Source organism: Lacibacter sp. H375 (assembly GCF_037892425.1).
GTDB lineage: Bacteria > Bacteroidota > Bacteroidia > Chitinophagales > Chitinophagaceae > Lacibacter.
Window position 1 is genome coordinate 1,551,525 of record NZ_JBBKTT010000001.1, and the last position, 16,867, is coordinate 1,568,391.

A 16,867-nucleotide genomic window follows, 5' to 3' on the forward strand; every position below is an offset into this window, starting at 1 on the left:
TTATATCAATGACGCATAGGTAGTTACACTTAGTTGATTTTTTATGAAAACCTGAAGGCCAAATACAGTTTTCTAAAGCTTGGACTTTTAGGTGTATTACTTGAACTTTTAGTGTATAGCAATCCTTAAAAAAGCGAGCAAACTTTGTATGGTCAGTTATTATTATTCGATTCTGCAGTTTCTCTTTTTAATCTGTATACCTATCAAATTCCGCTAATGTAAAATCGTACTCTATCCTGTGAGGCCATAATTATAACCTCTAAAAAAATAATTATGTCTCAATTTTTACATCTCGCAAAGAGAGGGCTGCTCTTTATGCTCATTTCTTTGTGGATCCTCCCTGCTTTCGCTCAAAATGGCAGTGAATGTTATAAACCAATTACCGGTTTTGGTACCCAGGTTAATCCAATCAGGAACTCACTCATCTGTCTTGATTGCGACCGCACAGGTATCAACAATGTAACAGATGCTGACAAAAACAATTTCGCAAACCTATCGCAATTTGCTTCGCTTGTTAACGGTAACGGTATTACTGTAAAGCAAACATCGGCTGATTATCCTGCAGGTTATTATGCCGGATTTGTTGTTGCATTAGGAAACGATCTCAATGTAAACGTGTTGAATGCAATCAGCATCTCAACATATAAGGATGATGTGTTACAGCAAACCGCAACAGGCGTAACATTGAAAGCAACACCCGTTTTGGGTGGCAGCACCGGACGTGCCTATCTCTATTTTGAAACAAGCCAGTCATTTGATGAAGTGCGTTTTATATTTTCTTCAACTGCCTCAGTACTTAGCGAAGTAAGAGTGTATTACGCTATGGCATTTGATCCCAATTGCGGCACACTTGAAAACAATGCAATTTGTGATGATGCCATTCAAGGCAATGGCACTACTGTTACTTACAATGGTGGTCTTGTTTGTGCATTATGTGCTTTGATCAACAGTAACAACCTTGTTGATGCAGATAAAAATAACTACGCCACATTAACCATGCCTGCTGCTGCACTCAGTACAGTATCTGTGGGTGTGTTAGATGAAAAAAATATTTATCCTGCAGGTAATAAAGCAGGTTTTGTAATTGCGCCTGACCAGGCAAATACTATTCTTGATGCTAACCTCTTAAATACGATCACTATTGAAACTTATTTATTCGGCACTTTGCAGGAGTCGCAAACCTTCAGCAGCGGAAGTGGATTGTTGAGTGTATCGGCTCTTGGCTTCAATTCAAATCAAAAAATTAAGCTTGGCTTTACTACAACAAAAAACTTCAATGAAGTTAAGCTGCGTGTGAACCAGCCTGTTGGCGTTACATTAGGTGCGCTTCGTATTTTCTACGCATTTGAAGAACCTAATGGTTGCGGCGATTGCACACAGGCTTTAACAACAGACAAGCCTTCACCTTATACAGGCGAAATCGTTGGCTCTGCCACAGGTTTCTATGGAAGTTTATTGTCTCTTGGTTCCATTTCAAATACAAGCAACATTGTAACTCCTTCTTTAACCGATTATGCAAGCTATAATCCATTGCTGAATCTGTTAGGCGGCGGCGCAAGATTTACTGTGCAGAACGATGGTCCGCTGTTTCCTGCAAACAGTTTTGCTGGGTTCGTAATCGCTAAAGAAGGAGCTCTTGTTGATGTAAGCTTACTTGGCGGTGTAAAGATCCGTGTATTTAACGGCAGTACGTTTGTTGAAGAAAAAACAGGAGCTGCATTACTCACTGCGGGCGTGTTAAGTGGTTCTGCAGGGTTAACTACATTGGGCTTTACGCCATCTGCACAATTTAACCGCATCCAGATCCAGTTTGATCAAGGGTTGCTTGGTGCAAGTCTCGGTGGTAATTACCGCATCTATTATGCTTTCGTTATTACTGATGTTGATGGCGATGGTACACCTGATTGTTTTGATGCCTGCCCAAGTGGCGACAACAGTATCGATACAGATGGTGATGGAATTCCTGATGCTTGTGATAACTGCAATGGCAACAGTTTCAAATCTCCAATAAAAGATACAGATGCTGATGGTGTTGCTGATGCTTGCGATGCAGACAGCGATAACGATGGTATTGCAGATGTGGTGGAAGATGCTAATAACGATGGCGATCCAACCAACGATGATTTTGATGGTGATGGTGTTCCGAACTACCAGGATCTTGATAGTGATAACGATGGCATTAATGATATTAACGAATCAGGTATTGATGCGGCCACCGTCGCAACTTTGGATGCAGATAATGACGGTGTAATCGATGCATCTGTGCCAAAAGGCAACAACGGTATGGCCAACGCTGTTGAAACAAATGATAACAGCAATGCATCTGTCAACTACACATTAAAGAATACAGATGGCGATGCCAAACCAGATTACCTCGATCTTGATAGTGATAATGATGGCATTAATGATATTATTGAAAGTGGTCATCCTGGATTGATCGATGCAAACAATGATGGTGTTGTTGATGGACCTGATGCTGATGGTGACGGAATCCAGGATAGTGCTGATGGAAATGATGCAGTGTTTGGCGATGCAAACAACCCTGCAGTAAAAGATACCGACGGTGATAGCGTTCCTGATTTCCGTGATCTTGATAGTGATAACGATGGCATCAATGATATTATCGAAAGCGGTCATCCCGGATTAATCGATGCAAACGATGATGGTATTGTTGATGGGCCAGATGCAGATGGCGATGGCATTCAAGATAGTGCTGATGGCAATGATGCTGTATTTGGTGATGCAAATGAAACAGCACCAAAAGATACAGATGGCGATAATGTTCCTGACTTCCGTGATCTTGATAGTGACAACGATGGTATTAACGATATTATCGAAAGCGGTCACCCAGGCTTGATCGATGCAAATAACGATGGTGTTGTTGACGGACCTGATGCGGACGGTGATGGTATTCAGGATAGTGCCGATGGAAATGATGCAGTATTTGGCGATGCCGGTGAAATTGCACCAAGAGATACAGATGGCGATAATGTTCCTGACTTCCGTGATCTTGATAGCGATAACGATGGTATTGGGGACTTAGTTGAAAGTGGTCACCCCGGATTAATTGATGCGGATAATGATGGTGTGGTCGATGGACCTGATGCGGATGGCGATGGTATTCAGGATAGCGCAGATGGTAATGATAACCTGTTTGGTGATGCTGCTACACCTGCACCAAAAGATACAGATGCTGATGGTACACCAGACTACCGAGATCTTGACAGTGACAATGATGGTACTAAAGATATTGTTGAGGGCGGTCATGGTTTCCTTGATCAGGACGGCGACGGAAGAGTTGATAATCCAACAGATCCTGATGGTGACGGTATCGCTAACAATGGCGGATTAGATACCAAGCCGAACGAATTTGGTGGTATTGCCTCTCCTGCAGTGCCGGATTTAACACCTTCTACTCGTGTTTCATCAACGGGCTTTAGCATTGCCAGTCAAACAGAACGAGTGATTGTAATAGACGTAAGTGAAATTGCAGGCAATCCAACAAATAACGCAGCCGTTCCTGTACGTGTACGTGTTTTAAAATCAGACAATTTTGTTTATACGTTTGATGATGCAGCTTCATCAGCCAATGTGCCGGGATTAATAACTGTAAATAATGCCGATTGGGATTTAACTACCAATTCAAGTACACAAATGCTTTTTACACTAAAACCTGGTAAAAACATCAGTGCATCAGGCTTAAGTTCAATTGCAGTGAAGTTGAAAGTAGTGACCGGTGCATCACGTGGTACAGATAATTTCAACGTATCGATCATAGCCGGTTCTGGTACAGAAACCAATTTCAATAATAACCTTGTTGACCGTATTCTTAATATTTTCTAATTCTAACAACCTCTAAATTCTTTTATATGAAAACGATTTTATCATATAGCATAGCACTTGTATTAAGTACAATACTTTTCATTAACTCATCCGTTGCCCAATTAACGGCAACAGATGCAGATCCTGCGGTGATTACAATAACTCAACAATCGCCAACAGACCCTTCGCCTATTGGTACAAACATCGCCGGAAACACAGTGTTTAAATTCAGAGTGGCAAATAACAGTGCCGTGCCCGGTGTAACTGGTACAATACCTGCCGGTGCATTAACTTATACTGTACAGTTCAACCCCTTTTACAACTTTATAAGCTTGGTTGCTACTTCACAGTTTTCGGTAACCTACAGTGATGCTTCGAACTATGTAATGCAGTTGACTAACAGTGTACCGCTTGAAGCTGGCGATGTGTTCGATTTTTATCTTAACGTTAAGCCAACGTCAAATACAACTACACCTGCTGGCGAAATTGTAACCCTGAATGTAGACCGTACAGTGCCTATTACTACAGCTAACGCATCAACAGGTAACGATAATGTAAGTAAAAGTTTTACTGTTGCAGCTGGGGCTTCGTTGCCGGTACGTTCAGTTCATTTAGGAAGCACAAGTAATGCCTCAACTGTGAAACTGAAATGGGTAACTGAAAGTGAATACAATACCGAAAAATTTGTGATTGAACGTAGCGTTGATGGCCGTAGCTTTTCTGCAATTGGCGAATCAAAAGCTGCTGGTAACACTTCATCATCTACATCTTACACTTCATCTGATGATATAAGAACAATTGCAACAAAGCCGGTTTTGTTTTATCGTATTAAAGTGGTTGACACAGATGGTAAATACAGTTATTCTAATACGATTGCTATCCGGCTTGTAAAACAAGCAAAAGCGCAGGTTTGGCCAAGCCCATTCAGCAGCCAGTTAAATGTTCAGGTTGAGCAAGAAGAAGGCGCTACATTGGAAGTGAAGATCTACAACATGACAGGTGTAATGGTCTATAATAAACGCCAGGTAACAACCGCAGGTACTAACACCATTCAGTTGGTTGACCAGGTAAGCAAATTATCAGGCGGTATTTATGTGATTGAACTTGTATCAAACAACAGCAAGATTTATTCAGAAACAATCATCAAACAGTAATGTATAAATGTTTAGTCCGTTTTTAGAGGTTCCAAAAAAAGGCCATACAGAAATGTGTGGCCTTATTGTTTGCTATTTGTTATTAATAAAATTAAACTGCTCCCCAGTTTTCGCCGCTTCTTATCCTGTACAAGGTCATTTCACTTACGCTGTACTTTTTTGCCAACTGCTTGTAAGTAACACTACGGTTAGGGTCCTGAATAATTTTTTTGATGGTCTTAACCTGTACCGGAGAAAGCTTCAATCCTTTTTGTGTGCTGCTGCGTTCTTTCTGTAATTTTTTATAAGCGATCTTTTGCGGGCTTTTTTGTTGATGAGCAGACATTTGCTCAAGCGTTGCCCATTTCAGATTGGCTGCACGATTATCTTTTTTGTTATGATTGAGGTGAATCACAAACTTATTTTTTGCTGATTGTTTCGCACAAAAAAGTTTTGCTACTTCACGGTGCAGATAGATCGTTCCTTTATTGTCTGCCCGGTGCAGGTTTAACGTACGGTAACCGGTTGTAATGGAACCATTGAGTAATTTTCCATCTTCTGAAACATCAGAAGTAAAACTGGCACAACGGCCGAGATTTGAAACAGCATATTTGCGTCGTAATTGTTTCCAACCGGCAAATTGCAATTGTTTCCATTTTTCTCCGGGAAGTTTCTTAATCATACAAAAAGATTGGAGATATTAAATATACAACAGCAAACCCTGTACCTGCAAGTGAAATCCTATATTAATTTTTTAACAGTGCCAGGAATTCTTCTTCTGTTATAATTTTTACTGTGCTGATCTTCTTTGCTTTTTCCAGCTTGCTGCCTGCATCTTCACCCACAACAAGATAATTTAATTTCGCACTCACACCACTCAGTATACTTCCACCATGTTCTTCTGCCATTTGCTCTGCAACACTTCTCTTCAAGGTAGGCAATGTTCCTGTAAATAAAAAAGTAACGCCTGTTAAATTGCCTTCATGTTTACTTTCTTTCTGCTCGTTCTTTAATTGCAAACCAAGTTCTTCCAGTTCTTTCAATAATTGCAGGTTCTGTTGGTTGCTGAAAAAATCATGAATACTTCCTGCAACTCTCGGACCAATATCTTCCAACTGTTGTAATTCTTCCAAAGTTTTTCCGGCAATATCTAAAAGATGTTTGGTTGAATTAGCTAATGTCTTTGCAGTTGCTTCGCCCACAAAACGAATACCCAGTGCATAGATCAAACGGAATAACGGTTGCTTCTTTGAGTTTTCAATTGCCGTTTGCAGATTATCAACACTCTTTGCGCCGTAACCCTCTAATGCTTTTATCTTATCATATGGCAAACGATATAACGATGGAATGTCTTTCAAAAAACCGAGTTCATAAAACTTCCGAACATTCGCATCGCCCATACCACGAATATCCATGGCATCTTTACTGTTGAAATGAATAATGCGTTCAACTACCTGCGCTTCACATTGATAATTATTGCAACGCCACACAGCTTCTTCTTCCGGCTTTACCAACACACTGTTACAAACAGGGCAATGTGTGGGGAAGATGATCTTTTCTTCCTTACCTGTACGCAGCTCAGCCATTGATTTAACGATGTAAGGAATTACATCACCTGCACGTTCTACCAAAACAGTATCGCCCAGCATCAGGTCTTTCTCGGCAATAAAATCCTGGTTATGTAATGAGATACTCGTTACCGTTACACCACCAATTGCAACCGGATCGATTTTGGCAACCGGGGTAACTGCACCTGTGCGACCAACCTGATATTCAACTGCACGGAGCTTACTGGTTCCCTGTCTTGCTTTGAATTTATAAGCAATTGCCCAGCGTGGGTGATGGCTCGTCATCCCCATTTGATCCTGCAACTGCAGATCATTGACTTTAATTACCATGCCATCAATTTCATACGGCAACGTATCACGTTTCTGTTCAAACTCGTTGCAGTAGTCAATTACTTCCTGTATGCCTTTGCAGATCTTTTTTTCTTTTTCAGGACTACGGAAGCCAAGCTCCCACATCATTTTCAATGCGCCACTATGCGTGTGTAATACATCGTATGTCGATTGTTTTCGGTCAACCATTGCCACATATCCAACATGATATAAAAAAGCTTCAAGATTTCTGCGGGCAACTTCTTTTGCATCTTTTATACGTAAGCTACCGCTGGCTGCATTACGTGGATTTGCAAGTGGAGGTAGATTATCTTCAGCCAGTTGATCGTTATAGGCTTTAAAATTTTTCTTACTCATCAATATCTCTCCACGTATTTCAATTTGTTTGATGGCGAACTTCGAAAAATCAGCGGATAATGGAATGGACCGTATCTGCCGTACATTGGTGGTGATCTCTTCGCCTTCAGTTCCATCGCCACGGGTGGCAGCACGAACCAATTTATCATCTTCATAAATAAGAGAAATACTGGCACCATCAAATTTGGGCTCTACACAATATTCAATATTATCGAGGCCGCTTGCTTCTTTTGCTTTACGATCCCAATCAATAAGATCATCTGCATCGTATGAGTTTTCAAGGCTGAGCATCGGGACAAGATGCTGTACTTTCTTAAAGTCATTTCCCAAGCCTTTTGCTACACGTTGAGTAGGTGAGTCGCTTGTAATGAGCGAAGGGTTGGCAGCTTCGATCTTTTCCAACGCTTTGTATAACTGGTCATATTCAAAATCGCTGATGAGCGGATCGTTCTGAATATAATAACGATATTCATGAAAGCGAAGAGCGCTTCTCAATTCTTCGAGTTGTTCTTCTTTGATAGATGAACTTTTCAGTTGATGCAGTAGGCTTGTCGTGCTTTGCTGCAATTGCTTGGTATTATCGGCTGAATACATAAGAAATAAAATCAGGCAGTAAAAATACAAGGATGATGGACAAAACAAATTAAATTAACATGCTCATTTTATTGTTTCCATTTGTCCGAAAGAAAAACCATAAAAAATATTCATTCAGGCTGGTATAAACAATCTTTGTTCTTTTGGGTTATACCATCACAACCATTTATTATGATCAGATTGTTTCTTCTTATTGCCGTAACGATTGTGTTCTCACAGTGTAATTCCAAAACTGAAGTTGATACTTTGCTTATCAACGGAACGGTTTACACTATTGATTCTGCTTTTTCCAAAACCCAAGCAGTGGCTGTAAAGGACGGAAAGATCATTGCCACAGGTACATCTGCCGATCTGCAAAAAACGTTCGATGCCAAAGAGGTCATTGATCTGCAAGAAAAATATTTATATCCTGGCTTTATTGATGCACATGCACATTTCTATCGCTATGGGTTGGGCTTACGCACAGCCGATCTTACGGGCACTACAAGTTGGAGAGACTGTTTGAACAGGTTAAAAAAGCATGCTGCTGAACACAGTTTGCAAAAAGGTGAATGGATCATTGGCAGAGGTTGGGACCAGAACGATTGGGAGGTAAAAGAATTCCCTGTGAATGATTCGTTGAATCAATTGTTTCCCGATAATCCTGTTTTATTAACGAGAGTCGATGGTCATGCTGCAGTAGTAAATGATCTTGCGTTACAGCAAGCCGGTATCAATGCTAACACAAAACTTACCGGCGGCGATGTGTTTGTGGCAAACGGAAAACCAACGGGTGTGTTGATCGATAATGCTATCGATCTTGTATCAGCGAAAATTCCGGCAGCAACAGCCGAACAAATTACAGAAGGTTTATTAGCAGCACAGAAAAATTGTTTTGCTGCAGGCTTAACTTCTGTTGTTGATTGTGGGTTGGATTATACAGATGTATTGAATATTGAAAAAGCAAACCAGAGCGGAGCATTAAAGATGCGCATGTATGTGATGTTGAGTGATGCAAAGAAAAATTATGACGCCATTTTTGAGCGTGGTAAAATAAAAACAGATCGGTTAAATGTAAGAAGCTTTAAAGTTTATGGTGATGGTGCACTTGGTTCAAGAGGAGCATGTTTGCTGGAGCCATATGCAGATAAACCCGGGCATACCGGTTTCTTGTTAAGTAATCCTGAACATTTTGATTCGGTCGCAGCATTATTGTATGCAAAAGGTTTCCAGATGTGTACACATGCAATTGGTGATAGTGGCAACAGAACTATTTTAAATATCTATGGTAAATATTTAAAAGAAACCAACGATCTGCGCTGGCGCATTGAGCATGCACAGGTGGTAAATGAAAATGATTTCAACTTGTTTGGCAAATACAGCATTGTGCCCAGTGTGCAACCAACACATGCAACAAGTGATATGTATTGGGCCGAACAACGTCTCGGCTCCAAACGAGTGAAAGGTGCTTATGCATTTAATGATCTGTTGAAACAAAATGGATGGATACCACTTGGAACAGATTTTCCCGTGGAAGATATTGATCCACTCAAAACATTTTACGCAGCCGTGTTCCGCAGAGATGCAAGGGGATGGCCTGAGCAAGGTTATCAAACAGAAAATGCATTAACAAGAGAGGCAACATTGCGTGGTATGACCATTTGGGCAGCACGTTCAAATTTTGAAGAAGCGGAAAAAGGAAGTATTGAAAAAGGAAAGTTTGCTGATTTTGTTTTGCTCGATACTGATCTAATGACTGCAACATTCGAGCAGGTGTTGAAAACAACTGTGCTCAAAACTATTTGTGGCGGCGAAACGGTTTTTTCAAAATAGATTGCTTGATCAAGGTTAAAGCCAACTGATTTTATTTAATTAACCCGTGCTTAAAGAAAGGGTTAATTAAATAATTCAAAATGAACTTTAGCCCCGGAGTAAATAATGGGGAAATTAATACACAGCTTCGTTCCTGAATTCTCTTGGCGTGCTGTGTTTCTTTCGTGAAAACACACGATTGAAATAAGTGAGCGATTCAAAACCTGCACTGCGTGCAATGGTGGAGATCTGCTTATCCGTTTCAAGTAATTGATAACAGGCATATCCCACACGCAGATCATTTACATAATCGGAAAATGTTTTACCAGTTGCACGTTTAAAAAACTTACAAAACGCACTTGGTGAAATATTGATAATGGAAGCTGCATCATTAATGGTGATGGGCTTCGCAAAATTCTGTTCAACATAAGTACATACCTTATTAATACGTGGCTCGCTGTTTTTGGCCTGGGAGATATCATACTCCGCCGATGCAAGTTTTCTTCCTTTTTGTTGTGACAATTGATTCAGGAGATCGATCAACCCTGTTATTTTTTCAACACCTGTTTTGCCGGGTAGCGACAGGATCAATTCTTTAAACGGCTTGCTGTTTTTAAAATGTAGTCCGTGACGGCAACTTTGCAACAGCCGCTTAATATTCTCGAATTCCGGTAAGCCGGTAAAGCTGTTGAACAGTGAACCGGAAAACTGGATCACCACAAAATCGCAGGATTTATCCCTTACTTTTTTGTCTGATACCCAGGTGTGTGGGAGATCAGGCCCAATCAGCACCAGGTCGCCGGGTTCAAATTCTTCATAACTATCACCAACAATGCGTTTGCCCGACACATTGATCTTAAAAGTGAGCTCGTATTCGGGATGATGATGCCAGTAAAACTCAAGATAGGGCAGGCTCATGGGGTAAGCAACCAACACGGGTTTGTCGTTACCGGGAACAATTTTTTCGAGTTCGGCCTTCATAATTGTCAATCAGGTTACAAAGTAAAAATAGGATAAGTTGGCAATATAGTGCCATAAATTGGAATTTTAGTTCAATTTGAGGCCACAACCATAGTCTAGTTTTGTACAAGTTTTGATTGCGGAACTGAAGAGGGTGTTGATTTAGCGAAAGGCTGTTATATAAAAGACTAAGAATCTTTCTTACTGATTGCAATCACAACGATAATCCAACAAATTTCATTGATCATTGGTTTTACTGGTTTGATGTAAAAGGATTGCGTTATGAGAAAAATTTTGCTTGCATTTGTTCTATTCTGCTTTGCAGTTCATGCGGGCTATGCGCAATTATTATCCACGGATGTCGCTTTTCCTGCCGATGTAAGCACCATTGTTATAACAATGGATGCCACGAAAGGCAATAAAGGGTTACAAGGTTTTACAGGGGCTGTTTATCTCCATACTGGTGTTATAACATCTGCCAGCACTTCTGCTACCGACTGGAAATACACAAAAGGTTCATGGGGTACCTCAAACGCTCCGGTTGCTACACGCCCCGATCCTGTTAACAAACCTAATACCTGGCAATTTACCATCAATAACATCCGTAGCTATTATGGAGTACAGGCCGGCGAAGCAATTCATTACATTACTATTTTATTCCGCAACGAAGCCGGAACATTGGTACAACGTAATATCGATGGCAGCGACATGTATATTAAAGTTCATCCGGCCAATGAATTTGCTGTAAAGTTTACTTCGCCTGCAATGCAGCCAACGTATGTTCCCACTGCAGAACCGCTTACTGCAGGAACGCCACCATTTACTGTTCCCGTAACAGCAGTATCATCTAAAAATGCAAATCTTACATTGCGCTTTAATGGTGTTCAAATTGCAACAGCAACTGCAGCGCAAATCATAAATGGTTCGGCTAACGTAACCACAACCTGTGAGCAGCAGATTACATTAGAGGCTAACGATAACGGCAACATCAAACGTGATACATTCAACTTTTTTGTACCACAGGCAAGTAACCCAACAGGTGCAAGACCTGCAGGTCGCAAAGACGGAATTACGTTTGAAGACAATAATACAAAAGCAGTTTTCATTTTATATGCTCCGTTAAAAACTAAAGTTTCCCTTATTGGTGATTTTAATAACTGGACACAAACATGTTCCGGACAAATGAAAAAAGACGGTGATTATTTCTGGACAGAAGTAACAGGCCTTACAGCAGGAGCACAATACCGGTTCCAATATATTGTTGATGATGCCATACGCATTGCAGATCCGTATAGCGAACTGGTGCTCGATCCGAATAATGATCAGTACATCCAATCATCTACCTATCCAAACATGCCTGCTTATCCAACAGGAAAAACAACAGGCGGCATGGTGGGTGTAATCATTCCTGGTGAAGCAACCTACAACTGGACCAGCAGCGGAAGTTATGTTCGTCCAGATAAGAAAGATCTGATGGTTTACGAATTGCTGGTTCGTGATTTCGTTTCTACACATAATTGGCAAACATTAAAAGACACACTCAACTATATAAAAAATCTTGGCTTCAATGCTGTTGAGTTGATGCCTATCAATGAGTTTGATGGAAATGAAAGCTGGGGTTACAACCCGATGTATTTCTTTGCACCTGACAAATATTATGGCAGCAAGAATGCATTGAAAGCGTTCATTGATCAGGCACATAATTTAGGTATTGCTGTGATACAGGATATAGCGTTCAATCATGCAACAGGCGCATCGCCTTTAGCTTCGATGTGGTGGAATTCATCGGCAAATCAAACAGCAGCAAACAACCCTTACTTCTACGAAACAGCACAACATCCTTTTAATGTATTTCACGATTTCAACCATAACGTTGAGCCAACGAAATATCATGTAGCACGTTTCATCCGTCATTGGTTAACCGAATATCGTATTGATGGTTTCCGTTGGGATCTGAGCAAAGGATTCACCAATAATTTTACAACTGATGTAAATGTGTGGGGTCAATACAATCAAGATCGTGTGAACATCTGGCAACGTTATTACGACAGTATGCAGGTGGTGAGTCCGGGTTCTTATTGCATTCTTGAACATTTGGGTAATGATGATGAAGAAGCAGAGCTGGCCAAACGTGGTATGATGTTATGGGGAATCATGAATTACAATTTTGCACGAAACACAAAAGGACTTTCAACCGAAACAGACATCAACAGGGCATTCTGGAAAAACAGAAGTTTTTGGAGTGATGTTTCATTTAACGATAAGCCACATCTTATTACGTATGCTGAAAGCCATGATGAACAACGCATCATGTATGAAAATATCAATTCAGGAAACATATCGAACGGCGCACACAACGTAAGAGATACCACAGTTGGTCTTTATCGCACTGAAGCAATGGCCGCAGTGTTGATGGGTTTGCCTGGTCCGAAAATGATCTGGCAGTTTGGAGAATTAGGTTATGATTATGATATCAATTTTGGTGGCCGTTTAGGCAATAAACCGCTCAGGTGGGATTACTATCAACAGGTTCGTCGCAAGCGCTTGTTTGAAACATATAGCGCAATGGCTAAACTGCGTAATCTCTACAAGAATACATTCCGCACACCAAATCTTGCTTTAGGAACAAACCTCGGAACAAATCTGGTTAAGACAATTGTTGTTGATCATGCCGATTTAAAATATGTGGTGGTTGCAAACTTTGATGTTGTTCAACAAACACCTACTGTTACATTCCCGGCAAACGGAACATTCTACGATTATACGAATGGAGGTACAATTACTGTTTCGGGCAACCAACAGGTGGTAACACTTGCACCCGGGCAATTCAAAATTTATCTCAATCAAAATGTATCAGGTGGTGTGGTGACAAACGTCAGAGATATTATCGCTACAAATACAGATTTTAGTTTAAGCATTTATCCTAACCCCGTACAGCAATCGGCAATTGTAAAATATGAATTGCCGAAGAGTGGAAAGGTAAGTGTGCAGTTGATCAATATACAAGGACAGGTGATAGTTTCAAAGAATATGGGTTTCCAGTTAAAAGGTTACCAGGTGTTTGAAATGGATCGCAACAGTTTTGCCGGCATGCCTTTAACGGCAGGCCAATACGTGTTGCAGGTGCGGGTTGATAATCTTGTGCGTTACGAAAAGGTATTGGTGCAGCAGTAAGGCTACAGGGTTTGTCTTACTATGCTGCCTTAATTTTTTGGATTAGAAAACAGGGCTGAATTTTTTTTGTTGAAAGTTGTGTTACTGATAACTGATAATCGTCAACAGAAATTATAAGGTTGCTGTGATAGATATAAATTGTAAATCTCAAAACCCCAACTATTGATTATGACCCTTCATCGTCTGCTTGCCAGAGCAGGGGCCTTGGCTCTAATGCTGATGGTTTTAGCAATGAACGTGTTTGCGCAAGGTAAAACTGTAACAGGGAAAGTGACCGACAGTAAAGACGGCACCCCGGTTGCAAACGCCTCCGTAACAATTAGAGGTACCAACATTGGTACCACCACTGATGCCGGTGGTAATTTCAGAATTGCTGTTGATAACAACAACGCTGTACTTGTAATTTCATCTGTTGGTTTTACAACTTATGAATTAACAGTGGGTGCGCAAACTGATTTTGCCATTTCACTTGCTGCGGCTCAAGGCACACTTAACGAAGTTGTTGTTGTAGGTTATGGTACACAACGTAAGCGAGATCTCTCTGGCTCTGTGGCAACTGTATCTTCAAAAGACTTTGTAAAAGGTGCAATTCAAACACCTGAACAATTGATTGCAGGTAAAGTAGCAGGTGTGCAGATCACACCAAACAGCGGTGCACCAGGTAGTGGTAGCCGTATCCGTATTCGTGGCGGCGCTTCATTAAATGCAAGTAATGATCCGTTAATTGTAATTGATGGTGTGCCTGTTGATAACGGCGGCATTTCAGGTGCAGCCAATCCGTTGAACCTGATCAACCCAAATGACATCGAAACCTTTACTATTTTAAAAGACCCATCTGCTGCTGCCATTTATGGTTCACGTGCATCAAATGGAGTTATCCTTATCACCACTAAGAAAGGTAAGAAAGGAAAAACACGTTTTAATTTCAGTGCACAGGGTTTTGTACAAACGCCTTCCGGTAAAGTAGATGTATTGAGTGCAGATGATGTGCGTTCAATTGTTACGTCAAAAGGCACTCCTTCTCAAGCAGCACTGCTAGGGAAAGAAAGTACTGATTGGCAAGATCAGGTTTTCAGAAATGCATTTGCACAGGATTTTAATTTAAGTGCAACAGGTGCTTTTGCAAATGGTAAATGGCCATTCCGTATTTCAGGAGGTTATCTTAACCAGGATGGAATTTTAAAAACCGGAAACTTCCAACGGATGACCGGTGCATTAAATCTGAATCCAAGCTTTTTCAACAACAAGCTGAAAGTTGATTTGAACCTGAAAGGTTCACGCACTACTAATTTCTTTGCAAATGAAGGTGCAATTGGAAATGCTATAACATTCGATCCAACAAAACCAATTAACTCAAACAGCAAACGTTATGGTGGTTATTGGGAATGGACAGACCCTGATGGTTTACCAACACAGCTTTCAAACCGCAATCCCTTAGGCTTATTATACAACAGGGAAAATACAAGTGAAGTTTACCGCAGCATTGGTAATATTCAGTTTGATTACCAGCTGCCTTTCGTTAAAGGACTTCGTGCAAATCTCAATCTTGGTTATGATGTATCGCAGGGCGATGGCATCAATATCGTATCAGATAGTACCGCCGACAATTATCGTCGCAAAGGCACTAATAATCGTTATTACCAACAGCGTAATAACAAACTCTTGGATTTCTATTTCAACTACGCTTCCAATATCAAAGCTATTAACAGCCGGGTAGATGTTACTGCGGGTACAGGTTACCAGGACTTTGAATTTTATGGTTATAACTTTCCCGACAAGCGTTACAACGGAGATATTGTTCCAGGATCAATTCCCAACTTTATTTCTCAAGCACCCGGATATACTTTGATCTCCTATTATGGCCGTTTAGTTTATACGTTGGCTAACAGATATACTGTTACTTTAAATGCACGTACTGATGGCACTTCGAAATTTAATAAAGACAATCGCTGGGGCTTCTTCCCTTCTGCGGCTGTGGCTTGGCAGATCAATGAAGAAAATTTCCTGAAAAATTCAAAAGTAGTTTCAAACCTTAAGTTAAGAGCTGGTTACGGTGTTACGGGTCAGCAGGATGGTATTCCGTTCTATGGATTTATTCCGGTTTATAACTTAAGTAACAACCAGGCGCAGTATCAATTAGGAAATTCCTTTGTAAACATGTTGCGTCCGTCAGCATATGATGCTGAGTTGCGTTGGGAAACAACAACCAATACGAACGCTGCCATTGACTTTGGATTTATTGACAATCGTATCAATGGTACTGTTGAAGGTTTTATACGCAAAACCGAAGATCTGTTAAGTACTGTCCCTATCCCTGCGGGGTCGAATTTCACGAACCAGTTATTTACGAACGTAGGGAATATTGAAAGCAAAGGGTTAGAATTAACGTTGAATGTGGTACCTGTGCGCCGAAAAGATATTGAATGGGAAATTGGTGCCAACTTCACCTATGTGGTTCCAAAGATCACGAACCTGTTAGTGAACCCCGATCCGAACTTTACCGGCGTTGCTGTAGGCGGCATCAGCGGAGGAACTGGTAATACGATTCAACGCCATATCGTTGGCGAACGCCCTTCATCATTTTACGTATACAAGCAGATATATGATGCAAACGATAAACCCATTGAAGGTTTATATGAAGATTTGAACCGTGATGGTATCATTAACGAAAAAGATCTTTACATTAATCAGTCGCCTGAAGCAAAATTCTTTTTAGGTATTACTTCAAATGTAACAATCGATCGCTTTACTGCCGGTTTTGTAATGCGTGGAAGTATTGGCAATTACATGTATGATAACGTTAACTCAAACATGGGTGTTTATCGCCAAATCGTTAACCCGCTTGGTTTTCTTGCCAACGGTACAAAAGATTACCTGCATACCGGTTTCGTGAACAATCAATATTTCTCTGATTATTATCTGAAGAATGCTTCATTCCTGCGTATGGATAACATCAACGTTGGTTATGATGCCGGGGAAATTGCGAAGAACGTTCGGTTACGCATTACTGCAAACATTCAGAACGTATTTGTGATCACTAAGTATGGAGGTCTTGATCCTGAAATTTCAGGCGGCATTGATAATACTATTTATCCACGCCCACGCACATACGTTCTGGGATTAAACTTTGATTTCTAA

General features: G+C 40.7%; 8 protein-coding genes. 5 read left to right on the forward strand and 3 right to left on the reverse strand.

The genetic code is table 11. The features are described 5' to 3' along the window. The first annotated feature begins 273 nt into the window (after positions 1-273). Positions 274-3,843: a hypothetical protein gene (locus tag WG954_RS06840; RefSeq protein ID WP_340434874.1), complete on the forward strand. Its 3,570-nt coding sequence runs from the start codon at positions 274-276 to the stop codon at positions 3,841-3,843. A 26-nt stretch (positions 3,844-3,869) separates the two neighbouring features. Then, positions 3,870-4,976 (forward strand): T9SS type A sorting domain-containing protein, encoded by a 1,107-nt coding sequence (locus WG954_RS06845; protein ID WP_340434876.1) that lies wholly within the window; start codon positions 3,870-3,872, stop codon positions 4,974-4,976. A 91-nt stretch (positions 4,977-5,067) separates the two neighbouring features. Here WG954_RS06845 and WG954_RS06850 read toward each other — a convergent pair whose 3' ends face one another. Next, positions 5,068-5,637 (reverse strand): NUMOD4 domain-containing protein, encoded by a 570-nt coding sequence (locus tag WG954_RS06850; protein WP_340434878.1) that lies wholly within the window; start codon positions 5,635-5,637, stop codon positions 5,068-5,070. 64 nt (positions 5,638-5,701) lie between these two features. Beyond that, positions 5,702-7,804 carry an NAD-dependent DNA ligase LigA gene (ligA, locus tag WG954_RS06855; RefSeq protein ID WP_340434879.1) on the reverse strand — a complete coding sequence of 701 codons (2,103 nt, stop codon included), beginning with the start codon at positions 7,802-7,804 and terminating at the stop codon, positions 5,702-5,704. Between the two features lie 171 nt (positions 7,805-7,975). Here ligA and WG954_RS06860 point away from each other — a divergent pair, with 171 nt between their 5' ends. Then, positions 7,976-9,616, forward strand: coding sequence for an amidohydrolase (locus WG954_RS06860; protein WP_340434881.1), 1,641 nt, complete (start codon positions 7,976-7,978; stop codon positions 9,614-9,616). A 114-nt stretch (positions 9,617-9,730) separates the two neighbouring features. Here the strand turns inward: WG954_RS06860 and WG954_RS06865 are convergent, their stop codons facing one another. Next, the gene (locus tag WG954_RS06865; protein WP_340434883.1) at positions 9,731-10,576 is read right to left on the reverse strand and encodes an AraC family transcriptional regulator; all 846 of its coding nucleotides are present in this window, start codon (positions 10,574-10,576) and stop codon (positions 9,731-9,733) included. A 261-nt stretch (positions 10,577-10,837) separates the two neighbouring features. Between WG954_RS06865 and WG954_RS06870 the strand changes: the two genes are divergently transcribed. Together WG954_RS06870 and WG954_RS06875 are read left to right on the forward strand one after the other, a co-directional pair. Beyond that, the gene (locus tag WG954_RS06870) at positions 10,838-13,729 is read left to right on the forward strand and encodes an alpha-amylase family glycosyl hydrolase (RefSeq protein WP_340434886.1); all 2,892 of its coding nucleotides are present in this window, start codon (positions 10,838-10,840) and stop codon (positions 13,727-13,729) included. Positions 13,730-13,897: 168 nt separating this feature from the next. Then, positions 13,898-16,867: a SusC/RagA family TonB-linked outer membrane protein gene (locus tag WG954_RS06875; protein WP_340434888.1), complete on the forward strand. Its 2,970-nt coding sequence runs from the start codon at positions 13,898-13,900 to the stop codon at positions 16,865-16,867.

Bases quoted from the DNA above. Each gene is read 5' to 3' on its own strand.
- WG954_RS06840 (WP_340434874.1), top strand. From the start codon at position 274: ATGTCTCAATTTTTACATCTCGCAAAGAGAGGGCTGCTCTTTATGCTC.
- WG954_RS06845 (WP_340434876.1), top strand. From the start codon at position 3,870: ATGAAAACGATTTTATCATATAGCATAGCACTTGTATTAAGTACAATA.
- WG954_RS06850 (WP_340434878.1), bottom strand. From the start codon at position 5,637: ATGATTAAGAAACTTCCCGGAGAAAAATGGAAACAATTGCAATTTGCC.
- ligA (WP_340434879.1), bottom strand. From the start codon at position 7,804: ATGTATTCAGCCGATAATACCAAGCAATTGCAGCAAAGCACGACAAGC.
- WG954_RS06860 (WP_340434881.1), top strand. From the start codon at position 7,976: ATGATCAGATTGTTTCTTCTTATTGCCGTAACGATTGTGTTCTCACAG.
- WG954_RS06865 (WP_340434883.1), bottom strand. From the start codon at position 10,576: ATGAAGGCCGAACTCGAAAAAATTGTTCCCGGTAACGACAAACCCGTG.
- WG954_RS06870 (WP_340434886.1), top strand. From the start codon at position 10,838: ATGAGAAAAATTTTGCTTGCATTTGTTCTATTCTGCTTTGCAGTTCAT.
- WG954_RS06875 (WP_340434888.1), top strand. From the start codon at position 13,898: ATGACCCTTCATCGTCTGCTTGCCAGAGCAGGGGCCTTGGCTCTAATG.